At 46.3% G+C, this 22,610-nt stretch carries 23 protein-coding genes, 1 tRNA gene and 1 pseudogene; 15 read left to right on the forward strand and 10 right to left on the reverse strand.

Features of this window, described 5'->3' with window-relative positions; all coding sequences use genetic code 11:
• Positions 1 to 2 precede the first annotated feature (2 nt).
• A tRNA-Thr gene (locus tag AC8GFU_RS06515) sits at positions 3 to 77 on the reverse strand.
• A 103-nt stretch (positions 78 to 180) separates the two neighbouring features.
• On the opposite strand from AC8GFU_RS06515, the gene AC8GFU_RS06520 reads away from it, so the two are divergent.
• Positions 181 to 1,098, forward strand: coding sequence for a Ppx/GppA family phosphatase (locus AC8GFU_RS06520; protein WP_506626334.1), 918 nt, complete (start codon positions 181 to 183; stop codon positions 1,096 to 1,098).
• Here the strand turns inward: AC8GFU_RS06520 and AC8GFU_RS06525 are convergent.
• Positions 1,095 to 1,988, reverse strand: a complete 894-nt coding sequence (locus AC8GFU_RS06525) for an NUDIX hydrolase (RefSeq protein ID WP_506626335.1) — start codon at positions 1,986 to 1,988, stop codon at positions 1,095 to 1,097. The two genes, AC8GFU_RS06520 and AC8GFU_RS06525, sit on opposite strands and share 4 nt — an antisense overlap.
• The gene (locus AC8GFU_RS06530; protein WP_506626336.1) at positions 1,989 to 4,031 is read right to left on the reverse strand and encodes an RNA degradosome polyphosphate kinase; all 2,043 of its coding nucleotides are present in this window, start codon (positions 4,029 to 4,031) and stop codon (positions 1,989 to 1,991) included.
• A gap of 132 nt (positions 4,032 to 4,163) precedes the next feature.
• Between AC8GFU_RS06530 and AC8GFU_RS06535 the strand changes: the two genes are divergently transcribed.
• The gene (locus tag AC8GFU_RS06535; protein WP_506626337.1) at positions 4,164 to 7,148 is read left to right on the forward strand and encodes a glycoside hydrolase family 2 TIM barrel-domain containing protein; all 2,985 of its coding nucleotides are present in this window, start codon (positions 4,164 to 4,166) and stop codon (positions 7,146 to 7,148) included.
• Here the strand turns inward: AC8GFU_RS06535 and AC8GFU_RS06540 are convergent.
• From AC8GFU_RS06540 to AC8GFU_RS06560, 5 genes are read right to left on the reverse strand one after another with little or no spacing between them, the layout of a single operon-like run.
• Entirely contained in the window at positions 7,145 to 7,933 is a 789-nt protein-coding gene (locus tag AC8GFU_RS06540; RefSeq protein ID WP_506626338.1) for an SGNH/GDSL hydrolase family protein, read from the reverse strand. The two genes, AC8GFU_RS06535 and AC8GFU_RS06540, sit on opposite strands and share 4 nt — an antisense overlap.
• A gap of 9 nt (positions 7,934 to 7,942) precedes the next feature.
• Positions 7,943 to 8,881 (reverse strand): 23S rRNA (guanosine(2251)-2'-O)-methyltransferase RlmB, encoded by a 939-nt coding sequence (gene rlmB / locus AC8GFU_RS06545; protein WP_506626339.1) that lies wholly within the window; start codon positions 8,879 to 8,881, stop codon positions 7,943 to 7,945.
• Positions 8,882 to 8,901: 20 nt separating this feature from the next.
• Positions 8,902 to 10,287 (reverse strand): cysteine--tRNA ligase, encoded by a 1,386-nt coding sequence (gene cysS / locus AC8GFU_RS06550; protein WP_506626340.1) that lies wholly within the window; start codon positions 10,285 to 10,287, stop codon positions 8,902 to 8,904.
• Positions 10,284 to 10,757 carry a 2-C-methyl-D-erythritol 2,4-cyclodiphosphate synthase gene (ispF, locus tag AC8GFU_RS06555; protein ID WP_506627177.1) on the reverse strand — a complete coding sequence of 158 codons (474 nt, stop codon included), beginning with the start codon at positions 10,755 to 10,757 and terminating at the stop codon, positions 10,284 to 10,286. The genes cysS and ispF overlap by 4 nt, the downstream gene beginning before the upstream one ends.
• A complete protein-coding gene (locus AC8GFU_RS06560; protein WP_506626341.1) occupies positions 10,757 to 11,032 on the reverse strand; it encodes an HPr family phosphocarrier protein in 276 nt (91 codons plus the stop codon). The genes ispF and AC8GFU_RS06560 overlap by 1 nt, the downstream gene beginning before the upstream one ends.
• 81 nt (positions 11,033 to 11,113) lie before the next feature.
• Here AC8GFU_RS06560 and AC8GFU_RS06565 point away from each other — a divergent pair, with 81 nt between their 5' ends.
• From AC8GFU_RS06565 to AC8GFU_RS06615, 11 genes and pseudogenes are all read left to right on the forward strand, one after another.
• Positions 11,114 to 12,115 carry a thiamine pyrophosphate-dependent dehydrogenase E1 component subunit alpha gene (locus AC8GFU_RS06565; RefSeq protein WP_506626342.1) on the forward strand — a complete coding sequence of 334 codons (1,002 nt, stop codon included), beginning with the start codon at positions 11,114 to 11,116 and terminating at the stop codon, positions 12,113 to 12,115.
• The gene (locus AC8GFU_RS06570) at positions 12,112 to 13,110 is read left to right on the forward strand and encodes an alpha-ketoacid dehydrogenase subunit beta (RefSeq protein WP_506626343.1); all 999 of its coding nucleotides are present in this window, start codon (positions 12,112 to 12,114) and stop codon (positions 13,108 to 13,110) included. The genes AC8GFU_RS06565 and AC8GFU_RS06570 overlap by 4 nt, the downstream gene beginning before the upstream one ends.
• Entirely contained in the window at positions 13,107 to 14,138 is a 1,032-nt protein-coding gene (locus AC8GFU_RS06575) for a biotin/lipoyl-containing protein (RefSeq protein WP_506626344.1), read from the forward strand. Before AC8GFU_RS06570 ends, AC8GFU_RS06575 begins: the two co-directional genes overlap by 4 nt.
• Before the next feature lie 24 nt (positions 14,139 to 14,162).
• Entirely contained in the window at positions 14,163 to 15,857 is a 1,695-nt protein-coding gene (gene ptsP / locus AC8GFU_RS06580; RefSeq protein WP_506626345.1) for a phosphoenolpyruvate--protein phosphotransferase, read from the forward strand.
• Positions 15,858 to 15,951: 94 nt separating this feature from the next.
• On the forward strand, positions 15,952 to 16,917 hold the full coding sequence (locus AC8GFU_RS06585) for a sugar-binding transcriptional regulator (RefSeq protein WP_506626346.1): 966 nt from the start codon (positions 15,952 to 15,954) through the stop codon (positions 16,915 to 16,917).
• Entirely contained in the window at positions 16,914 to 17,318 is a 405-nt protein-coding gene (locus AC8GFU_RS06590) for a transcriptional regulator GutM (protein WP_506626347.1), read from the forward strand. Before AC8GFU_RS06585 ends, AC8GFU_RS06590 begins: the two co-directional genes overlap by 4 nt.
• Before the next feature lie 96 nt (positions 17,319 to 17,414).
• Positions 17,415 to 17,984 (forward strand): PTS glucitol/sorbitol transporter subunit IIC, encoded by a 570-nt coding sequence (gene srlA / locus AC8GFU_RS06595; protein ID WP_506627178.1) that lies wholly within the window; start codon positions 17,415 to 17,417, stop codon positions 17,982 to 17,984.
• 16 nt (positions 17,985 to 18,000) lie between these two features.
• Positions 18,001 to 18,531, forward strand: a pseudogene (locus AC8GFU_RS06600) (PTS glucitol/sorbitol transporter subunit IIB); the annotation flags it as partial.
• A gap of 97 nt (positions 18,532 to 18,628) precedes the next feature.
• The gene (locus AC8GFU_RS06605) at positions 18,629 to 19,000 is read left to right on the forward strand and encodes a PTS glucitol/sorbitol transporter subunit IIB (protein ID WP_506626348.1); all 372 of its coding nucleotides are present in this window, start codon (positions 18,629 to 18,631) and stop codon (positions 18,998 to 19,000) included.
• Complete coding sequence (locus AC8GFU_RS06610; protein WP_506626349.1) at positions 19,000 to 19,371, forward strand: PTS glucitol/sorbitol transporter subunit IIA; 372 nt, start codon at positions 19,000 to 19,002, stop codon at positions 19,369 to 19,371. Before AC8GFU_RS06605 ends, AC8GFU_RS06610 begins: the two co-directional genes overlap by 1 nt.
• A 13-nt stretch (positions 19,372 to 19,384) precedes the next feature.
• Positions 19,385 to 20,677, forward strand: a complete 1,293-nt coding sequence (locus AC8GFU_RS06615) for an NAD(P)H-dependent oxidoreductase (RefSeq protein WP_506626350.1) — start codon at positions 19,385 to 19,387, stop codon at positions 20,675 to 20,677.
• Here the strand turns inward: AC8GFU_RS06615 and AC8GFU_RS06620 are convergent.
• A complete protein-coding gene (locus AC8GFU_RS06620; protein ID WP_506626351.1) occupies positions 20,665 to 20,928 on the reverse strand; it encodes a hypothetical protein in 264 nt (87 codons plus the stop codon). The two genes, AC8GFU_RS06615 and AC8GFU_RS06620, sit on opposite strands and share 13 nt — an antisense overlap.
• Between AC8GFU_RS06620 and AC8GFU_RS06625 the strand changes: the two genes are divergently transcribed.
• Together AC8GFU_RS06625 and AC8GFU_RS06630 are read left to right on the forward strand one after the other, a co-directional pair.
• The gene (locus AC8GFU_RS06625; RefSeq protein ID WP_506626352.1) at positions 20,929 to 21,657 is read left to right on the forward strand and encodes an IspD/TarI family cytidylyltransferase; all 729 of its coding nucleotides are present in this window, start codon (positions 20,929 to 20,931) and stop codon (positions 21,655 to 21,657) included. It abuts the gene before it with no gap.
• Positions 21,654 to 21,971 carry a hypothetical protein gene (locus AC8GFU_RS06630; protein ID WP_506626353.1) on the forward strand — a complete coding sequence of 106 codons (318 nt, stop codon included), beginning with the start codon at positions 21,654 to 21,656 and terminating at the stop codon, positions 21,969 to 21,971. Before AC8GFU_RS06625 ends, AC8GFU_RS06630 begins: the two co-directional genes overlap by 4 nt.
• Here the strand turns inward: AC8GFU_RS06630 and AC8GFU_RS06635 are convergent.
• Positions 21,968 to 22,609 carry a 2-C-methyl-D-erythritol 4-phosphate cytidylyltransferase gene (locus AC8GFU_RS06635; protein WP_506626354.1) on the reverse strand — a complete coding sequence of 214 codons (642 nt, stop codon included), beginning with the start codon at positions 22,607 to 22,609 and terminating at the stop codon, positions 21,968 to 21,970. The two genes, AC8GFU_RS06630 and AC8GFU_RS06635, sit on opposite strands and share 4 nt — an antisense overlap.
• Position 22,610 lies beyond the last annotated feature (1 nt).

Raw genomic sequence — 22,610 nt, forward strand, 5'->3', positions numbered from 1 at the left:
ACTGGAGCCCCCCGTCAGGATTGAACTGACGACCTGCGCATTACAAGTGCGCTGCTCTACCACTGAGCTAGAGAGGCCTGCTCTTCAACTTTCGTCGAATACAGCAGGGGCAATTATGGCAGTCATGTGCCAAAACTTAAAATCCAAGGCTATTTGCTCGCTCACCGCTAGGTTTGGCAGGTGAGATTAGGCGTCCTAGATGTGGGTTCAAACACCATCCATCTTCAAGTGATGGATGCTCATCCCGGCGCACGTCCAACCCCTGCAACCAATTACAAGGTTGAACTTCGCCTTACGGAATACCTTGATACCTCAGGTGCAATCTCTGCTGAAGGAATTTTGTTGTTACATAAAGCTATTGGTGAATCTGTTGCACACGCACGGGAAAATGAAACAGATGAAATCTTAGCCTTTGCAACCTCCGCAGTTCGCGATGCAAAAAATGGAACGGCAATAATTGCTGAAATAAATGAAAAGCATGGAATCGAATTAGAGATTCTTGAAGGCGATGAAGAAGCAACGATGACTTTCTTGGCGGTACGTCGTTGGCTCGGATGGTCTGCAGGAAAACTTCTTGTGCTCGATATTGGTGGAGGATCATTAGAAGTTGCAGCAGGCGTTGATGAAAATCCTGAAGCTACCCTCTCGCTGCCATTAGGTGCCGCGCGATTGACTCGCGAATTTCTCAGCGGCGACCCATATTCATCCAAATCATTAAAGTCCCTAGAAAAGCATGTTGAAGAATCACTCTCGAAATCACTTCCAAAAATATTGAAGTCGCACGATGCAAATCACTTTGTAGCAACGAGTAAAACATTCAGAACCTTGGCTCGAATTACTGCAAACTGGTACGGAGATAATCCTAAATTCCTCGAAAAGGATTCACTGGAAAAAGCAATACCTCGTTTAGCTGAAATGACAGATAAGGGTCGTGCGGACTTACCGGGTGTTTCAACAAGCCGTGCACGTCAAATAGTTGCTGGCGCAGTTGTTGCGTTTTCAGTAATGGATTACTTAGATGTCAGCGAAGTAGAGATTTGCCCATGGGCATTGCGTGAAGGCATTGTGTTACGCCGCCTAGATTGGCTCAGCAACTAAACAGTAGGCGCAGAAATCCAGTCAATTGCAACGATTTCTCCATCTCGGTGATGGAGCACCCAGGATTCACCCGGCAACAAATCATGATCGAGTTCCTTGAAATTCTTCTTGCCGATCAGCTTCTTAACAATTTCGGGAATCACTGGATTGTGACTACATACCAATGTGCTTGAATCATTTTCCAATATTTCCTTGATCAAAGGGCTCCACGATTTCTTATCTTTGTTGTAAGCGTATTCGCTTAACGTTGGAGAGAAAATCGGATTCAGAGACAAAGACCGAGCAATTGGTTCGATACTTTCATAGCAACGAACCGCATCAGATGTGTAAATTTCAGAGATAGCGAATGGAAGTAGTTGTGAAAGAAAGCGCTTAGCTTGCATCTGGCCGATATGGGCAAGTGGGCGATCACCATCATCTGATTCCCATTCCTCGCGAGCAATAGCTTTTGCGTGCCTCAAGAGAACGAGTGGATGGGTATCAGCACCAAAGTTTTCGAAATTCTTTAGGATTTTCTTATCGCTATCTAAAGTTAATTTCTTTTTTGCATCATCTAGAGTGACCCAAATTAATTGATCTACTTCATTCTGATCCATGATATTTGATGGATTACCGATCGCTTGCGCGGACCAGTATTTAACTTTCTTTGTAACGCCTTCAACTTCATACTTAATGTCACCAAGTTCGGGGCCGAATAAAGTTTCATATCCGGTCTCTTCTAACACTTCGCGATACGCACAACTAATATCAGATTCGCCTTCTTCAGCTTTACCTTTGGGAAAAGACCAATCGTCATATCTTGGTCGATGAATCAAAGCGATTTGTAGCAGCTCATCACTTAAACGACGCCACAAAACTGCTCCTGCTGCACGAATTACTTCTTGTTCCAATTAACGATCCTTTGAGTATTTGTTAGCCAACTCTGAATGTAAATCCTTGAGATTCTTGCCGCTCTTGCCCCACTGAGTACCTTTTAAGTGCCAGCTAGAAACCTCATCGGAAAGACCTAAATCTAAGAGGTCTTGTAGGCGAATTTGATGTTCCTTTTTATCCACTCGCACTAACGCCTCGACTCGGCGATCAAGATTTCTCGCCATTAAGTCTGCGCTGCCAATCCAATACTCATTCTTACCGCCATTTACAAAATGCAAGATTCTTGAGTGTTCAAGGAATCGACCAAGTACTGATCGCACATGAATATTCTCTGATACGCCTTTAATGCCTGGTTGAACGGCGCAAATTCCTCGAATTAATAAATCAACCTGTACTCCGGCTTTTGAAGCCTCATACAGTTTTTCGACAAAGGTTTCATCCAAAATTGAATTTAGCTTAAATTGAATTCCAGAAGGTTTGCCAGCTTTGGCATTTTCAATTTCGCGATCGATGCGCTCCATGATTCCTGGACGTAAAGTCTTGGGGGCAACCAACAAGCGCGAGTATGTGCTTTGAGGGGCGAATCCAGATAATTGATTGAAGAGTTTTGTTAAATCATCCGTAAGTTCGCTATCAGCGCTCAGGATTCCAAGATCTTCATACATACGTGCAGTCTTTGGATTGTAATTTCCAGTTCCAATATGACAGTAGCTTCGAATCCCATTTGGTTCATCTCGGATAACAAGTGAAAGTTTTGCGTGAGTCTTTAGGCCCATCAAGCCATAAACAACATGGACTCCCGCTGCTTCCAACTTTCTTGCCCACCGCACATTTGCCTGCTCATCAAATCGTGCTCGAATTTCAACAACAGCCAACACTTGTTTACCAGCTTCTGCTGCCTCGATCAACGCTTCAATGATTGGTGAATCACCGGATGTGCGATACAAAGTTTGCTTAATTGCCAGAACTGACGGGTCCTGAGCAGCATTTTCAAGAAACTTTACGACAGAAGAGGTAAAGGATTCATATGGATGGTGAAGCAAAATTTCACCTTGGCGTATCGCCGAGAAAAATAGATCAGGCTCCTCAGAATCTACTTCGGCTAATGCTTTTGCGGTCCGTGATCTAAAGGCAGGGTATTTGAGCGCTGGAAAATCTAGATCAGCGATCTTATGGAAAGCTGTTAGATCTAAGGGCGATGGAACTTTAATAACTGTTTCTGAATCAATTCCTAATTCATCTGCCAGGACTTCAATCAGTTTTTCGTCCACACCTTCTTCAATTTCAAGGCGAACTGGAGGCCCAAATTTACGTCGTAATAATTCTTGCTCAAGGCTATACAGCAAATCTTCAGTTTCTTCTTCATCTAAATCAAGATCTTGATTTCTGGTTACTCGAAATGTGTAGTGGTCTTCAATAACCATGCCCGGAAATAGCTCTTGTAGGTGAATAGCAATTAAATCTTCTAACAATAGGAATCGCGTAGAGCCAAGTTTTGCTGTTGCAATAAAACGTGGAAGGTTAGAGGGAACTTTTACACGCGCGAAAAACTCATCATTGGTATTTGGGTTGCGAACAATCACAGCAAGATTTAGGGACAAACCTGAAATGTACGGAAATGGGTGAGATGGGTCTACTGCCAGCGGTGTAAGAACAGGAAAAATACGATCTTCAAATAATTTGGAGGCGTACAGACGTTCTGATTTATCTAAATCATCCCAGCTAACAAAAGTAATTCCCTCTTTGTTCAGCGCTGGCAAAATGTCATTTTGCAAAACATCTGATTGGCGCTCAACTAAGCGCTCGGTTTCATCAAAGACAAGTTTCAGCAACTCTTTTGGCGTATGACCGGCTGCGTTAACTGTTGAGATATTGTTTTCGATCTTGCTTAGTAATGATGCGACTCGCACCATGTAAAACTCATCGAGGTTAGAAGAAAAGATTGCCAGAAAACGGACTCTTTCTAAAAGAGGAAGAGTCTTGTCTTCGGCTAGTTCAAGAACTCTTTGATCAAAGGAGAGCCAACTAATCTCTCGATCGGTGATCTGTAAGGCTTTCATGCCCCTATTGTCACGAGTAAATGTGAACAACAAGTAGCCAGCAGACGACTTCCACCTGAATGGGGGTCGGTCTCAACTATGAATTGAGCGTGGTTTCCTGAGAGACTTCCCCTCGTGATTAACAACTATTGGATGAGCCCTGAGACCACCTCCATCAACCGTTTGCCGATGCTCAACATTGAGCACTTTGAGCAGATTTCATTGGATGGAACATGGCGCTTCCAGCTGTTGCATTCGCCAACTGAAAAGTTAGGCAAGCGTTGGGCTTCAATCCCTGTTCCAGGTTTGTGGACGATGCAGGAACCATCCGATGTTTTCTTTGATAAACCGATTTATACAAATACGCAGATGCCTTTTGAGCAGCAACCTCCCTTTGTTCCAGCGGAAAATCCAACAGGAATTTATGAGCGCGACTTTGAAGTTCCGAAAAGTTGGAATGGCAAGCGAATTGTTTTGCAGGTGGGCGGATATGAATCTGTTGCACTTGTGCACATCAACGGCCAAGAGGTTGGACTTACAAAGGATTCACGTCTTGCAGCTGAGTTTGATGTAACTCAATTTGTTCGTAGCGGAAACAATGTTGTGCGAATTGATGTCATCAAGTGGTCTGATGCAACCTTTATTGAGGACCAAGACCAATGGTGGCACGGTGGAATTACCCGCTCAATCAAGTTGTATGCAACTAATAAGGTCTTTATCGAACGCTTCAAAACAATTTCAGGTTTAGAAAAAGATGGAACTACTGGAACGCTTTCGATTGAAGCCGATCTTGGTTCACTTGATGATCTTTCAACTGATGGCTACACCTTACGTGCGTCCATCACAGAGCTTCCGAAGGTAAAGGCTGCAAACCTTTCTCAAACAATCAAGAATTTCACATCACCAAAGTGGACTGAGCGCGATGCAAATCTAAAGAAGCGCAGTGATGATTACTTCCACGGTAAGTATTGGCATGGAAATCTTCCAGCTGATGCGAAGGCTGCCATCATGGAAAATGAGCCTTGGCCACATGGAAAGGTCCAGCTAAACACTCGAATTCCTAAGGTGCAGCCTTGGTCTGCGGAAGAGCCAAACCTGTACACATTGCACATTGAATTAGTAGATCCAAATGGTTCTGTTATTGAGGTTTCACAGCAGCGCATTGGATTCCGTTCCATTGTTATCAAGGGTCAAGATTTCCTTGTTAATGGTCAGCCAGTAATCTTCTACGGAATTAACCGTCACGACTTCAATCGCTTTACCGGTCGCGCATTAACCCGCGATGACATGCGTCAAGATTTGCTTGAACTTAAGCGTTGGAACTTCAACGCTGTTCGAACATCTCATTATCCAAATGATGCTGCCTTCTTGGATTTATGCGATGAACTCGGTTTCTATGTAATAGGTGAAGCAAACATCGAATCACACGCATTTATTTCATCTATCTGTAATGACACTAAATACTTAACAGCATTTGTTGATCGTGTTGGTCGCATGGTTCAGCGCGATATTCACCATCCATCAGTTGTTATGTGGTCACTCGGAAATGAATCTGGTGCCGGAACAAATCATGAAGCAGCTGCTGCATATGCTCGTAACTTTGATCCAACACGTCCATTGCATTACGAGGGTGGAATCCGCGGAAACTGGATGGGAAGTCATTCATTAACAGATGTGATTGCACCGATGTATCCAACGATCAACGCCATCAAGGAGTATGCAAAGTCTGCAAAGGCTGATCGTCCATTAATCATGTGCGAGTACTCGCATGCAATGGGTAACAGCAACGGAACACTTGCCGAGTATTGGGAAGTAATTGAATCAACTCGTGGCTTGCAAGGTGGATTTATCTGGGAGATGTGGGATCACGGTCCTGTTCAAACATTGCCAGATGGTTCAAAGCGCAACGCATACGGTGGCGATTACGGCGAAACAAAGCATGATGGCAACTTCTGCTGCGATGGAATGGTCTTTCCGGATCGAACAGCTAAGCCTGCAATGCATGAATTTAAGGCACTTGCGGCCCCTGCGGTAGTGACTGGGGTTAAGCCGGCAACAGGTCAGTTCGCAATCTTTAATAAGAACTTCTTCACCGACCTAAGTCAGTATCAACTGCAATGGTCAATCACCTGCGATGGTGTGATCCAAGATGGTGGCGTTGTAAAGCTTCCTAAGGTTGCACCTCGCAAAAAGGTTAACTTCAAGGTTTCATCAAAGAAGCTAGCTAAGGGAACAGCTCGTGGTGAGCGCTTTATTACCTTCACCCTTGTTCGCGTTGCAAGTACTCCATGGGCGTTACCAATGTCAGAAATTGGTTGGAGCCAGATCGCTCTTCCTTCAACGGCGTTAACTGCGCCAAAGAAGGTTAAAGAAATTGGCGATGTCGTTGATGAGCACGGACAAATAATTTTGCCGTACGGAATCGTTGCACCATCTGTTTCATTGTGGCGCGCGCCAACTGATAATGATCGCATCGGACATATCGCTGCAAAGTGGGAGCGTTACGGAGTTCGTGAAATCTCACGCACCGATTGCGTAGTCACACAGTCTCCAACATCAATCAAGGTAGTAAATAACTGGGAGACAAGTACTGGTATTTCATTTAAGCACACGCAACTGATCACACCTGTTGCTGATGGATTTACAGTTAAGGAATCTGTAACTGTTCCAAAGGCATTTGATGATCTTGCACGAGTTGGAACTGTGTTTGAACTCGATGGATCGCTAAATGAACTTACATACTTTGGTACTGGTGCACACGAGTCATACCCTGATCGCAAGATTGGACGTATCGGTCGTTACATTTCAACTGTTGCTGCTCAGTACATTCCATATGTACGACCACAAGAAAATGGTGGACATGCAGCGGTTCGTTGGTTTGAGGTAACAAACGCTGCTGGAAGCGGTCTTCGCTTTGCGATGAGCAGGCCCGCACAGGTGTCTGTAACCCCTAACAGAGCTGGGGATTTAGCTGATGCGACCCACGATGTTGAGGTAACAGCATGTGGAAACACAGTTGTTCATATCGATACCGCACATCGCGGAGTTGGTACAGCATCGTGTGGCCCAGATACTTTAGATAAGTACATTATTAAAACTGGTGTACATACCTGGGAGTGGACAGTTACTTCCCTTTAATCTAAATGTGAGAGCGGCCAAGTAATTGCAATTGGATATTTGCAGGTACGGCCATCTCCTGAAGATTTTCCACGTGCACGTCGCCACATCCATGGCAGTGCAAATGTTGCAAACCAAACTGTTGTGATCGCTGCACGAACAAACTTAGGTGTTGGTTCGGCAGGTGCAAGTGGTCGACGCCATGATGGATCAAAGGGAAGACCAAGGGTTTCTTGCACTGCTTGAGCAACACGGTCATGGCCCATTGGATTTAAATGCAGACGATCAAAAGCTAAGAAGCGTGGATCTTTAAAGGATTTCTCTTCATTGGCATCACACAAAATTGCGCCGACTTCTTCGGCAATCGCACGAACATTGTTGTTGAAATCTGCGAAGCGAACCTTCCATGATTCGGCAAGGCGTCCTTCACTTCCGCTATCTTCCAAAACTGTAAACAACATGACAGTTGCACCGGATGCAGCGATTCTGCGAACCGCTTCGGCGTACAAAGGCAACACCAAATTTGGGTTGTACTTAGGGCGAATCACATCATTTGCACCAGCGTGAAAAGAAATCAATGTGTCTTTGCCGGTTACTTGTGCAAGTGCCGGTTCGATTTGTTCATCGATAACCTGCTTTAACAGCTTTCCACGGATTGAAAGGTTTGCATACTTAAAATCTGGATAGTTCTGCGCCATGACATCGGCAACACGATCAGCCCAACCGCGGTACTGACCGTACTTTTTCTCATCGCACATACCTTCGGTGAATGAGTCACCAAGTGCGATAAAACGGCTGAATTTCACTGCTTTTCCTTACTTGCTGCGGCGCTGCTGATCTACGTGGAAGAGTGCGATTGAGGTCGCAACGCTTGCGTTAAGTGATTCAGTTGTTGCACTGATTGGAATTGAAACAACGAGGTCACACTTTTCTTTTGTAAGACGTGCAAGTCCCTTACCTTCGGAACCAACAATGATCATCAAAGGCTCAGTTGCAACCTTCATGCTGCTGATGTCATCTTCAGACTCTCCATCAAGACCAACAACAAACATGCCAGCTTTTTTAGCTGCATCAATTGTGCGAGCAAGGTTTGTAATCTGTGCGATTGGAAGACGTGCTGCTGCACCTGCAGATGATTTCCAAGCAGATGCTGTCATTGTTGCTGCGCGACGTTCGGTCATGATCACACCTGCTGCACCAAATGCTGCTGCAGAACGAATGATTGCACCCAAGTTACGTGGATCTGTAACACCATCTAGTGCCACGATCAATGATGGGTACTTTGCACGTTCCATAATCTCTTCAAAACTTGAATACTGGAATGGCTTAATAGCAAGAATAATTCCTTGGCTATTTGGTGAGATGCCTTCTACTTCAGCACGGTGTGCTTCGCGGATTGGAAGTCCGTGGTGTAGTGCAAGCTTTAAGCTTTCGGCAACGCGATCATCAACATCGATACTGCGCGCAACTAATAACTCTGTCGATGGAACATTCTCGCGAAGTGCTTCCAAAACTGCGTTACGTCCTGCAACGATTTCGCCACGGGGACGATCGCCCTTTGGCATACGTGGAGAACGAGTCTCGCGCTTTTCTGCAGCCTTCTTACGCTTTGCAGCTGCGTGATACGGACGATCCTCAGCCTTTGGAGTTGGCCCTTTACCCTCAAGACGACGCTTGTTATTTCCACCAGTACCGGCAGATGGTCCCTTTTTTGATTGGCGAATAGCGCCTTTACGGGATGAATTGCCAGCCATTGTCAGTCTCGTTTCAGTAATTAATTAATAGACCAGCGAGGCCCTTGAGCAGTGTCCTCAATTGTAATTCCTAAAGCAGCAAGCCCATCACGGATGGCATCTGATGCAGCGAAATCCTTACGCTCACGAGCAGATGCGCGCTCTGCAAGAGCTAATTTAATGACGCCATCGAGCGCTTCCGTTAGATCTGAGCCACCAGATGAAGCAAATGCAGCATCAAATGGGTCGCAACCCAATACTTCAAGAGCTCCACGGATTTCATTAGCGTTCTTTGAAATCGCTGCCTTGTCATTATCGGTAATCGCTTGATTTCCTAAGCGAAGGTTTTCGCTAATAGTTGCAAGCGCCGCAGGCACCGCAAGATCATCATTCATTGCAACTGTAAATTCTGCGCTGATTGTTGAAGTTGGTTGTGCGCCAATAAGTTCAGTTGCACGAGTTAAGAAGTTTTCGATGCGGCGGAAGTTTGTTGCCGCTTCTTGCAACGCTTCACGTGAGTATTCCAACATCGAACGGTAATGCGCACCGCCTAAGTACCAACGCAATTCAATTCCACGGAAATCTTTTAGGATTTCCTGAACCTGCAAAGTGTTTCCAAGTGATTTGGACATTTTTTCGCCAGATTGTGTAACCCATGCATTGTGTAACCAACGCTTTGCAAATCCATAACCAGCAGCTTCGGATTGTGCGATTTCATTTTCGTGGTGAGGGAAAACTAAATCTAATCCGCCGCCATGAATATCAAATGTTTCTCCAAGGTATGCATGCGCCATCGCAGAACATTCCAAGTGCCATCCTGGACGTCCAGCACCCCAAGGTGTCGGCCATGATGGTTCTCCGGGCTTTGCAGCTTTCCATAATGCAAAGTCGCGAACATCTTTCTTGTACGTTTCATCGGCATCTGCGGCTGGTTGTAAATCATCCAAGTGCTGACGTGACAAAGTTAGGTAACGATCTAGTTTGCGAACTTCGAGGTACACATCGCCGTTGCCTGGTGCATAAGCAGCTCCCTTTTCAATCAGCAGTTCCATTAAATCAATCATCTGCGTTACGTGACCTGTTGCGCGAGGCTCGTAAGTTGGTTGCATCACATTAAGAGATGTGTACGCAGCGGCAAAAGCACGCTCGTACTTCATCGCTAGCGCCCACCACGGCATATCTTCTACAACAGCCTTTTGCAGGATTTTGTCATCAATATCAGTGACATTGCGGATCAAAGTGACCTTGTAGCCGCTCTTTAATAACCAACGCCGCAAAATATCAAAGTTAACTCCGCTGCGAACATGGCCAATGTGTGGTGCTGCTTGCACAGTTGCACCACACACATAGATAGAAACTTCACCATCAACTAGTGGCTTGAACTCGCTGATTTCGCGAGTTGCTGTGTCGTAAAGATTTAATGTCATGGGGCAACAACCAATGCATTTGCAATTACATAAATACCTTCACCGCGACCGGTAAATCCCATTTGATCAGATGTTGTTGCTGCAACTGAAACTGGCGCACCAAGTGCCGCACTCAAAACGCTTTGTGCTTCTTCGCGACGTGGTGTGATCTTTGGTTGGTTGCCGACAATTTGTAATGCAACATTGTTAATGACAAAACCTTTGCCAGTTACAAAATCACGCAGCTTTTCAATCATTGCAACGCCAGATGCGCCAGCCATTTCGGGCTTATCGACACCAAAGAAAGTTCCAACATCACCAAGTTGGCAGGCAGATAACACCGCATCGCACAACGCGTGCACTGCAGCATCGCCATCTGAATGACCAACTAAACGTGGAGCGTTATCCCATGACAAACCTGCGAGCGCACATGGTCCGCTATCGCCAAATTGATGGGCATCGACTCCAACGCCGGTGCGTAATTTAGAAATCAATGATCGTTGCTTTCTACGATCTCCTGAAGCTTCGCGATTGTTTCTTCCTCGGTATCGCCTTCAACAGTTACAACAACTTCATCGCCGCACTTGACTCCAAGAGTCATAACGCGAAGCACGCTTGCACCATCAACAGCGGCGGTTGCCTGACCATCAACGATCTTTGCTAAGCGAACTGTGCTTCCAGAGCCCTTTGCAGTTGATGCAAAAAGTGCTGCTGGACGGGCATGCAGGCCAACGGCAGATGCGACTACTGAGCGAAATTCCTTCATACCCCGTAGCGTAACGGCACTCACAGTAGTGTTTAATATGAACATCCATTCAAGCCGCTGCACAAATGTGAAAGTTGGAATATGAGCGTCAATCCCCTGCTTATGGGTCATCCATTGTCATCGACCGAGCATGCCCGTCACGCACTTCTGTATATGTGGCGCATTCGCAAATTTGAAGAGGCTGTTGAAGATCTCTTCGGTCGCGGAATGATGCACGGCACTATGCACCTGTCGATCGGACAGGAAGCATCTCCAACTGGAATGTGTATGGCGATGACATTGCAGGACCAAATCACATCTACACACCGTGGACATGGTCACTGCATTGCAAAGGGTGCGGATTTAACTCGCATGATCGCAGAATTACTTGGAAAGAAGATTGGTTACTGCGGTGGTCGCGGTGGTTCAATGCACATTGCAGATGTTGAAACTGGAAATCTTGGCGCAAATGGTGTTGTTGGTGGTGGATTGCCAATCGCAGCTGGCGCAGCACTTGCTTCAAAGATGATGAACCGCGGAACTGTTGCTGTTTCCTTCTTTGGTGATGGTGCAATGAATGAAGGTGCATTCCACGAAGCAGCAAACATGGCGGCAATCTGGAAGCTGCCAATGATCTTGTTCTGTGAAAACAATGGCTACGGAATGTCTTCATCTACTGCAAAGGCATTTGCAATTGATAACTTGGCAGATCGCGGCAAGGGATATGGAATCCCAGGAGTCAACGTTGATGGCAATGATGTTGTTGCAGTGTATGAAGTTGCTCAAGCTGCTGTAGATCGCGCAAAAGCTGGCGAAGGTCCAACGCTAATCATCGCTGAGACTTACCGCTGGAAGGGTCACTCACGTTCTGACAAGAATTTGTATCGTACAAAGGAAGAGATTGAGGAATGGCGCACTAAAGATCCAATTCCACGTTTCATTTCTCGTGCGATTGAAGCTGGCTTATTGAGTCAAGAACAATGCGATGCGATTCAAAATGAAGCGATTGAAGCCATTAAAGCCGCTGTAAATGAGGCGGTTAAGGCTGAATCTGCAGAGCCATCAGGGCTATTAGATGCTGTTTTTAAGGCGGTGTCAGCATGAGCGATCGCATGTTAACTATGGCTGAAGCTGTTCGTGAAGCAATGTCTATTGCATTTGATGAACGCCCAGAAGTTTTCTTGTTAGGTGAAGATGTTGGTATTTACGGTGGAGCATTTGGTGTTTCAGGCGATATGTACCACCGCTACGGAGCAGACCGAGTTCTAGATACACCAATTGCAGAACTTGGAATTGTTGGCGCCGCAGTTGGTGCCGCACTTTCTGGTATGCGACCAATTGTTGAAATTCAATTTTCAGATTTCACTGCACAAGCAATGGATCAGATTGCAAACCAAGCAGCAAAGATTCACTTCATGTTAGGTGGCGCTTTGCACGTACCAATGGTTTTGCGTACACCGCAAGGTTCAGGAACCGGTGCTGCTGCGCAGCATTCACAAAATCTTGAACCATGGTTTGCATCGGTTCCGGGATTGAAGGTTGTTGTTCCATCAAACCCAGCAGATGCAAAGGGTTTATTGCTTGCAGCAATTGATGATCCAAACCCAGTTATTTTCTTGGAGCACAAACTGCTGTACAAGATTCCTGGTCGCGATCCTGTTCCAGAAGGTTCAGCGCGTATTCCGCTTGGAGTATCAAAGGTTGTTCGCGAAGGTAAGGATCTAACGATCGTTGCAACCGGCATCATGGTGAATAAGTCTTACGAAGTTGCTGAAAAATTAGCAGCAGAAGGCATTTCAATTACCCTGATTGATCCACGCACAATTTCTCCGCTTGATATGGGCCCTGTATTTGAATCAGTTGAAAAAACTGGTCGACTATTGGTTGTTCAAGAAGGTCCAGCACACGCAGGCTTTATCAATGAGGTAATTGCTCAACTGGCTGGTTCCTCGTCATTTGGCTCATTAATAGCGCCAATTAAGCGCCTTGCAGGTATGAATATTCCGATCCCTTACGCACCACAGCTTGAAAAGGCTGCGGTTCCACAAATTGAGGATATTGAAGCTGCTGCTCGCGAGATTGTTAAGAACTGGCGATGAGTTTCAAATATCCAGTTGTTATGCCGAAGATGAGCATGACTATGGAAACTGGCGAGCTAATCAACTTCCATGTTGCTGTTGGCGACCAGGTTAAAAGTGGCGATGTTCTGTTTGAGGTTATGACAGACAAGATCGACATGGAGGTTGAAGCACCTGCAGATGGCGTTATTGAATCCTTAGTTGCAAACCCAGGCGATGTTGTTGAAATTGGTAAGCCTGTTTTGATCATGCTGACTGAAACAGAAGTTATGGCATTTGATTTTGGTGATGACAACGAGCCAGTTGCAGCGGTTGAAGTTGTGGCACCTACACCTCTTGTAGAAAAACCAGTAGTTGCCGCACCTGCACCAATAATTGTTAACACCAGTGTGAAGGCGGTTCCAAAGGCACGAGTAGAGGCAGCAAACCGCGGAATCGATCTGCGCACTGTGCATCCGACAGGACCTGATCGAACAATCACGATGCAAGACGTGAACGGCGCGCAATTAGATCCTGCAATCATCAAGCGCCAAGAAGCAAACAAGGCTTTGATTGCCAAGGGCATCGAGATGACCCGCGGTATTGCCCAAGCTTCATTTACTCGCAGCGTTAACGCTAACTTTGATCATGCAACATTTATCGCTGCCTGGGCGAAGGTTTTGCGTGGTCGTCCAGATTTAGCAGCACATGAACATATTGGTGTTGCTCTGATTATCGAATCGAAGTACGGCAGCGCATTGCCAGTATTTAGAGATCCAGATCAATCATCGATCGCTGATTTAGCTGCATTAGTAGCGTCAACAACAGATGCTGCAAAGAACGGAAAGGTGCCTGTAGCAATGCTTTCAGGGGCCACAACCACTGTTTTTGATCTAACTTCATATTCGATGAGCTCTGCAACACCACTGCTGTTTCCAAATCAAGTTACATCGGTGACGATTGGATATGAAAGCGCAACAACAAAGATTGTTTCCTTGACTATTGATCTTAACTTCTGCGACTTTTATGATGGTGCACTACTTCTAGACGCTCTCGTCGCTTCTTTGTAGAAGCACCTAACTAAAGGACAATCGGTGACAACACTTACTGGCATACCTGCAAGTTCAGGCGCTGCTGTTGGTCCCTTCTTTGTTCTTAATACAAATATTCCAGTTGCAACCGGTCAACCGTCAGATAAAGGTTTTGAAGCTGAAGGCCATGCCCTCAATCTTGCAATCAAAACCGTTGGCGCAGATTTAGAAGCACGCGCATCCCGAACAACGGGCGAGCTACAAGAGATTTTGTTAGCCACTGCCGAGATTGCAACAGATCCTGCAATTGCTGAAGAGGCTGCAGGTTTTATTGCAAGTGGTCACACCGCAAGTTATGCCATGGTGAAGGCAGCAGAAGTTTTCCAAGAGCTACTGGCCGCATCTGGTGGTTACTTGGCAGAGCGCGTAAGCGATGTTGCAAATATTCGTGATCGAGTGTTGTGTGAAATTGCTGGCATTGCATACCCTGAAATTCCAAAGTTTGAAGTTCCAACAGTTTTGATTGCTCAGGATCTTTCACCTGCAGATACCGCGGATTTAGAAACTGACAAGATCCTTGCAATCGTCACAGTAGGTGGTGGACCAACAAGTCACACAGCGATCATTGCTCGATCAAATGGAATTGCTGCGATCGTTGCCTGCCCAGGAGTTGTAGATGCTGCAACCGTTAATACTGGTGGCACCGTTGCAGTTGATGCAACAAAGGGTCAGGTCACTTTCAACCCAGATTTAGCATTAAAGGCCGAGATTGCCAGCACTATCGAGAAGATAAAGCAGCGTAAATCAAGGGTTATTGCACGTTCTGCCGAAGGTTATGTAACAACAGATGGCAAGGTAGTTCCGATTTATGCAAACATCGGTCGCGTAGAAGACACAGTTGCAGCAGTTGCTGCTGGTGCCGATGGCGTTGGTTTATTGCGCACAGAACTTTTGTACTTAGATCGCAACGATGCTCCAACGTTGCAAGAACAAACCGCAATCTATACCGAACTTTTCACACCGTTTAATGGCAAGAAGGTTGTAATTCGCACATTAGATGCTGGCGCAGACAAGCCAATGGCATTTATTAATTTTGATCACGAACCAAACCCAGCACTTGGCGTTCGTGGATATCGCACTATTGGTGGACATGAAGATTTATTGCGCACACAGCTGCAAGCAATCGCAAATGCTGCCAAAGCAACAACAGCTGAGGTTTGGGTTATGGCACCGATGGTGACTTTGCCGGGTGAGGCAGCAGCATTTGTTTCGATGGCACGGGAATATGGTTTAAATAAAGCTGGTGTAATGATTGAAGTTCCAGCTGCGATTTTCCATGCCGATGAAATTACAAAGGTGTGTGACTTTGTTTCAATTGGTACAAATGATCTAGGACAGTACTTACATGCCGCAGATCGTGAATCTGCGCCACTGGCAGGATTTAACGATCCTTGGCAGCCAGCGCTGTTGCGCGCAGTGCATCTGGTCGCACAAGCCGGTATCAAGAACAACTGTCCTGTAGGTGTGTGCGGTGAAGCCGCATCAGATGCAGCGTTGGGATCGGTATTAGTTGGTTTGGGAGTATCTTCACTTTCGTGCAGCGTTGCCACACTTACAGATGTTGCGCAAGCAGTAACCGCACATTCTTTACAACAATTAGTACTGGCCGGTAATGTCGCAATTGCCGCAAACACAGCGCAGGACGCTAAGAATTCGGCCCGCGCACAACTATCTGAACTGGTAAATCTCGGCCTTTAATCGTTATAAATAAATTCACAAATGTCCTTGATTTATGGGTAGTGAAAACAGCACACTTATGCAAATGTTCAACGACTGAACGGATGTGATGATTGTGAAGCAGCGCGAGACGGAGCTAATCCTTCGCGCAGCACGCCTGTATTACGAGGGCCACTATTCGCAAGATCAGGTCGCATCAAAATTAAATACATCTCGATCAAATGTTTCGCGCATGTTGTCTGATGCAAAGCGCATGGGTTATGTCGAAATTAAAATCGTTTCGCCCACGCATAAGCACGAAGCATTGTCAGCACAGCTTTCAGAGTTATTAAAGATTAAAGATGTTCAGGTAATTGCTAGCGAATCAAATGATTTAACACTTAACACCGTAGGCCGTGCAGCTGCGAGCGCATTGTTAAAGCACCTACGAGATAACCAAACTATTGCAATCTCTTGGGGCCGTGGCCTTGAAGCAACTGTTGTAAATACTCATAGCGAAACCTTGTCAGGTCTAAAGGTCACACAGGTCATGGGTTCGCTTTCATCAGTTAACACATCGGTTAGCGCCGAAGAGGTTGGCCGAAACTTAGCTAAGAACTTAAACGCTCAATTTGTTCCATTCCTATCCCCTGTTGTTGTGAGCAACGCCAAGGTTCGCGATTCATTATTGGAAGAGGACAGCATCGCTAAGACACTTCAGTTGGCACGTGGTGCCCACGTTGCCCTAGTAGGAATCGGCTCTGCCGGTTCATCCTCATCTGAGATGGTGTTCAGCGAGTTCAAGACCACCAAGGCAGAGCGCGATGAGCTGGCCAAGGATTACGCCGGAGATATCGCAGCCCGCTTCTATAAGAAGGATGGCACCCCACTATCGGCCAAGTTGGATAACAGAGTCATCGGATTGACCCTCGAAGAGATCAAAAATATCCCGCGTGTAATCGGGGTTGCCTCAGGTGCTGAGAAGGTTTTGGGCGTGGTTGGGGCCGCTAAAGCAGGCTTAATAGATACCCTAATAGTGGATTTAGCGTGTGCTAACTCCGTAGTTAAGTCACTTCAACCAACGGCGGTGAAGAGCGCATGAGCAATCTAGCGAAGCTATTTATTCTCATTGGCATTATGTGGCTCTTCCAATTGTGGTTCGCCTATAAGCAAGCAAAAATTTTCCAAGAAGATATCCGCGGCCTGCGCAAGCAAGGCACCATGGCAATTGGCATGGGTGGACGTCGATACCGCGGTGGTCGCGCTTTTGTTGCGCTGACATGCGATGACAGTGGAATCGTTAAAGATGGAATGGTCCTTAAGGGCTTCACCATCTTTGCTAAATCAAAGCCACTGAGCTCATACACAGGATTCTCCATCGAAGAGATCGCTTCGGGAAACCGAATCGCTGAAGGTGAAAAGAAGAAGGTGCAAGAGGCTGCACAAAGCAGCGCTCAGCACATCATCGAACACTTTGAGCGGATCAAAGCTGGTGGAGAGTAATGACCAAACAATCCGTACGGGTGGTCATTTAACGGTTGTACAACCAACCCAAAAACACTTAGGAGGTGTGCATTGAACCTACATTCACTGATTCTTTTGTCAGCAGATGTAACGGTTGATAAGCCAGAGGGCTTTCTCGGCTCTCTAGCAACAGCAGCAGAAGACTTTATTAAAGTCTTCAATAAGGGTGGCGAAGTTCTTCTCTCACTTATGGGCGGAATTCTTCCAACACTTATCGTTCTGCTAACCGCAGTAAACGCACTAGTTCGTTTGATTGGTGCAGAGAAGATCGAAAATCTAGGTAAGGCAGCTGCACGTCCAGGGCTACAGTGGTACCCAGTTCGTTACATCGTCCTTCCATTCGTATCTGTTTTCGTGTTAACAAACCCAATGGCATACACAATGGGACGCTTTTTACCAGAACGCTTCAAGCCAGCGTTCTATGACTCAGCGGTTTCATTTGTTCACCCAATCTTGGGAATTTTCCCTCACGCAAACCCAGGCGAGCTCTTCGTATACGTAGGTATCGCAACAGGTATCCAGCAACTCGGTTACGGTCTTGGTGACCTAGCTGTTCGTTACATGCTTGTCGGTCTAGTCGTTATCTTCATTCGCGGAATTGTTACTGAAGCAATTACTGCTCGAATGATGAAGAAGGGTGCATAACATGAGCGCAATCAATAACCTCATCGTTAAGGTCGGTCGTTCTGTTGGTGGAGTAGTAGGAACTCTCTATCAGGCAGGTCGCGATTCTGTAGATACAGTAATTCGCAACGTGATCCCATTTATGGCGTTCATCTCATTCATTATCGGTTTGATTCTTACAACTGGTATTGGTGACTGGATCGCTAAGGGACTTAAGGGATCTGCATCAACTCTTCCAGGGTTGCTACTTATCTCAGTTGTTTGTGCAATTCCACTTATCTCTCCATTGCTTGGACCAGGAGCGGTAATTGCACAGATCGTTGGAACACTTCTTGGTGTAGAGATTGGTAAGGGAAACATCCCTGCTCAATACTCACTTCCAGCGCTATTCGCTATCAACCCACAGGTTGGTTGCGACTTTATCCCTGTAGGTCTCGCACTTGGTGAAGCAGAGCCAGAGACTGTAGAAGTTGGTGTACCAGCGGTTCTATTTAGCCGTCTAGTAACCGGTCCTCTATCAGTTGTAATCGCTTACTTCGCAAGCTTCGGCCTTTACAGCAGCAAGTAGTAGTGAATTTAAACCCCAAGGTGTGGGTAACTGCACCTTGGGGTTTAATACTCTAAGTAAAAGAAGTAAATTTCAGAATTATCAAAAGGAGAAGAAAATGGGCGAATACAAGTCAGTAGTAATTGCAGCAGGCAAAGGTGGTTGGGGCGGACCTTTAACAATCACACCTACAGATGATCGCCCATACATTTACTCAGTTACTGGCGGTGGAATTCACCCGGTAGCAGCTCGCATTGCAGAGCTAACAGGCGGAACACCATTTGATGGTTTCAAGAGCAGCGTTCCCTTCGACAAGATCGCAGTTGCAGTTATCGACTGTGGTGGAACAGCGCGCGTTGGTGTGTACCCAATGAAGAAGGTATTAACAGTTGATATTCACGCAACAAGCCCAGCAGGCCCACTTGCGATGTTCATTACCCCTGAACTATTTGTTTCTGGCGTAAAAGCTGACGACATCAAGCCAAAGTAATGTCAGAAATCGTTTACTCAACAACGGTTACAGCCGTTGGTGAGCTAGTTCCTGATTTTGCCGAACAAGGAGTCCTTGTATTTTTCGGCGAGAATGCACCAGCTGAGCTGCATGAGTTTTCAATTATTCATACGCCAGATGTGCAGGTTCGAGCACCACAAGTGGGAGACACGATCACACTTGCAGATAACACTTACAACGTTTTAGCCGTTGGCTCAGTTGCCAGCGACAACCTTTTAAATCTTGGCCATCTAGATCTCAAGGCAAATGGGTTAACAGAACCTGAAATGCCTGGCGATGTAAATGTTGAAGCAGTGTCGCTTCCAGTTGTAAAAATCGGAGATCGCTTAATCGTGATCTCACAACCTTAGAAAAGAGCTCACGGTGTCTTACTCAACTCGTTTACGAGAGCACGCACAGAAGATTGGTCGCGATACCCGCATCGCACTTGTTGGCGCAGGCCAGATGGGTCGCGGATTCGGTAATCAACTAGGTCACATGGATGGCATCGCGCTATCTGTTGTGATTGATATTGATCCAGAGCGCATCAAGATTGTGTATGCGGATTTGGGTATTACCGACATCGTATTTAGCGATGATAAGGATGTACTGTCAAAGGCGATCCTTGAAGGAAAGCACACGGGAACCTCTAATTCTGAAATCGTTTCAGAGCTTCCAGTTGATGTTGTTGTAGAAGGCACTGGAATTCCAGATATTGGCGCTCGAATTACTCACTCTTCCTTGCTTGCAAAGAAGGATGTAGCTGTTTTGAACGTTGAAATGGATGTCACTATCGGGCCTCTGCTTCACAAGATCGCTCAGGACAACGGCGTTGTGTACGCGGTCTGCCACGGTGATGAGCCTGTTGAGGCCAAGGTGTTAGTTGATTACGCACGTGATTTGAACTTTGAAATCGTTGCTGCAGGTAAGGGCAAGAACAACCCATTTGAGCCTTTGAGTAACCCTGATTCAGTTCGTGAACGCGCAACAGCAAAGAAGATGAATCCAAAGATGCTGTGCTCATTTACAGATGGTTCAAAGACAATGACTGAAATGGTTGCACTTGCAAACACAACTGGATTGCAGCTTTCAAAGCGTGGAATGTACGGACCTGCATCAACCATTAAGACATTGCAGGACACCTTCGCACTGCAGGCAGATGGTGGAGTTTTGGATCGCCCAGGTGTTGTTGATTACTGCACAGGCGATGTTGCACCTGGTGTATTCGTTGTAGTTCGTCACAACGATCCTTACATCGCACACGAAATGAGCTACCTATCAATGGGGCCTGGACCGTACTTTGCTTTGTACCGTCCGTACCACTTGGCATCTGTTGAAGCGCCAATCACCGTGTACCGCGCAATCTTGGATCGTGAATCATCTTTGTTCGCACCACACCTAAACGCTGAAGTTGTATGTATGACTAAGAAGGATCTTGCAGCTGGCGATTTAATTGACGGAATCGGTGGCTACACAGTTCGTGGTTATGCAGATAATGCACTTGATGCAAAGCGCGACAACCTAGTTCCAATTGGATTAGTTGCTGGCGCAAAGATCATCAAGCCAATCGGTGTTGGTGAACTTCTTACCTATGATCACGTTGAACTAAAGGAAGATTCATTAATCGTAAAGCTTCGTCGTGAACAAGATGCGCTGGGACTTACCTACGCTTCTTGATTTTTATCCTTAGGGTTTAGCCCTAGCTCTTCCAAAAGCGCCCGCTGACGTTTTGTTAGCGGGTCTTTTGTTTTCTCCGCCCGCACCTCTTTGGGATCTGGCTTTAAGGTGGGATGCAGCCCTAATTGGCGACGCTTTTCTTCCTGCAATTCTGTGAACAATCCGCTATTGCGATCACGTTTTGCGTGGTGTTTAGCAATGATTTCAGCCGCTTTTTCAACGTGATCCTTCTTTTTGCGGCGACCCAACATGTGGGCAAGCATGACACAATTACCGCTATGAAGTCAGGAATCAAAGCGGCGCTAGTAGTGCTAGCTGCTGGTTCTGGAACTCGTTTCGGCCACACGACTAACAAGGTGTGGTTGCCTCTAAGTGGTCGTCGCATTATTTCTAGATCCCTTGCTAACGCCTCAAAGAACTTTAAGCATGGCCGCACCATCTTGGTGATTAACCCTGATGATGAAGCGCTGGCACGCGCAACCCTTGAACGCGAGGTACGCGGCTTTGATGTTGAGATTGTTTACGGTGGTGCCACACGCCATGAAAGCGAGTACAACGCGTTGCAGCACCTGGCTCCTGCCATTGCAGCGGGCGAGATCGAAGTTGTACTGATTCACGATGGTGCTCGCCCTCTTGCAACTCCTGCGCTGTTTGTTGAGATCGCAGAGGCTGCACATCGTCACGGAGGTGCAATTCCAACAATCGCCGTTGATCCACGCGAGATGGACACAGCTCGCAGCGATACAGTTGTACGAGTACAAACACCGCAAGGATTTGTTGCACAACAATTACTAGAGGCCTATAACTCGGCAGCTATCGATGGTTTTGCAGGAACAGACACCGCGGCTTGTATGGAAAAGTATTTTCCGAACATTAAAACGATGTCGATTACGGCAGATGTTTCAAATGTGAAGATTACTTATCCGCAGGACTTAGCGATTGCCGAACATGTTCTAGCGCGAAGGGGGTACAAAGATTGAGTAAAGAAGTTTTAGAAGCTGAACTTAACTGTGCTCACTGCCGTAAAGAAACTGTGCACGAGCTTGTCTATGCGGGTCGCTTACTTGTTTCGACGACCTGTTCTGTCTGCAATACCCGCGTTGAACACGAAAGCAATGACCTGTGGGATAACTACATCAAGGATCTGCCACACCGCATTGCAACTAAGCCCATTAGATTGTGGAAGCGCTTCTGGCATTCACCCACCAAATCAATGTGGGCTATTCCAAAAGCTACATTTGGCAAGCCTTTTAAGATGCTGAAAGAGTATAAAAACTTGAAGAAGGATAATTAACGGGCGATTGTTTGTTGCCAGTGAACAAACGATTCCATCAAGGCAATTTCAGCAGCGGAATTAACCCGCAGGCTTTCAGGATCAGCATCAACGACAGCGGTCTTCGCGTCGGTCTTTAATGGAACAAACCAGGTTGATCCCGCGCCACCGAAATCAATTGCGCTGTAACGAATCATTTCAGGGGTTGAGATACGAAGCATCGATGTGCGATCAATTGTCTTTTCAATCATTTCATCAGGTGTGACAGCCTTGAGCGTTTCAGTAAAGGCTGCAGCTGGACGAACCGCATCAACATCACCAATCATCGCTTCTACGGTGCGATGGAATTGATTAGTTCGAGTAAGCGGGCGCTGAGAATCATGAATAGAAACCAGATCAAAGGCCTTGGAATCCTTTAACGCTGCTGCCAACGATGCAGGTGAATTGGGTTCACAGATCAATATTTCGCAGCCAAAGTCTGCAACGCGATGAGCATCGCCTTCGGTTACGGCGATTGCTAAATGGGTATTGATTGATGTTTCCATTGAAAATGCGCGAGCAACACCAAAGGTGGTGTGAACAATGGAGTTTTTGTTAAGTAATTCGAAAGCGATTGGCGATGTAATCGCCACAACAACCTTCAGAGAAGGTGTGCTCATG

It is taken from the genome of Planktophila warneckei (SeqCode) (assembly GCF_965234675.1).
In the GTDB taxonomy this organism is placed as follows: Bacteria; Actinomycetota; Actinomycetes; order Nanopelagicales; family Nanopelagicaceae; genus Planktophila; species Planktophila warneckei.

Bases quoted from the DNA above. Each gene is read 5' to 3' on its own strand.
- AC8GFU_RS06620 (WP_506626351.1), bottom strand. From the start codon at position 20,928: ATGTTGGGTCGCCGCAAAAAGAAGGATCACGTTGAAAAAGCGGCTGAA.
- rlmB (WP_506626339.1), bottom strand. From the start codon at position 8,881: ATGGCTGGCAATTCATCCCGTAAAGGCGCTATTCGCCAATCAAAAAAG.
- AC8GFU_RS06590 (WP_506626347.1), top strand. From the start codon at position 16,914: ATGAGCAATCTAGCGAAGCTATTTATTCTCATTGGCATTATGTGGCTC.
- cysS (WP_506626340.1), bottom strand. From the start codon at position 10,287: ATGACATTAAATCTTTACGACACAGCAACTCGCGAAATCAGCGAGTTC.
- AC8GFU_RS06610 (WP_506626349.1), top strand. From the start codon at position 19,000: ATGTCAGAAATCGTTTACTCAACAACGGTTACAGCCGTTGGTGAGCTA.
- AC8GFU_RS06575 (WP_506626344.1), top strand. From the start codon at position 13,107: ATGAGTTTCAAATATCCAGTTGTTATGCCGAAGATGAGCATGACTATG.
- AC8GFU_RS06565 (WP_506626342.1), top strand. From the start codon at position 11,114: ATGAGCGTCAATCCCCTGCTTATGGGTCATCCATTGTCATCGACCGAG.
- AC8GFU_RS06530 (WP_506626336.1), bottom strand. From the start codon at position 4,031: ATGAAAGCCTTACAGATCACCGATCGAGAGATTAGTTGGCTCTCCTTT.
- AC8GFU_RS06570 (WP_506626343.1), top strand. From the start codon at position 12,112: ATGAGCGATCGCATGTTAACTATGGCTGAAGCTGTTCGTGAAGCAATG.
- AC8GFU_RS06635 (WP_506626354.1), bottom strand. From the start codon at position 22,609: ATGAGCACACCTTCTCTGAAGGTTGTTGTGGCGATTACATCGCCAATC.
- AC8GFU_RS06560 (WP_506626341.1), bottom strand. From the start codon at position 11,032: ATGAAGGAATTTCGCTCAGTAGTCGCATCTGCCGTTGGCCTGCATGCC.
- AC8GFU_RS06605 (WP_506626348.1), top strand. From the start codon at position 18,629: ATGGGCGAATACAAGTCAGTAGTAATTGCAGCAGGCAAAGGTGGTTGG.
- AC8GFU_RS06535 (WP_506626337.1), top strand. From the start codon at position 4,164: ATGAGCCCTGAGACCACCTCCATCAACCGTTTGCCGATGCTCAACATT.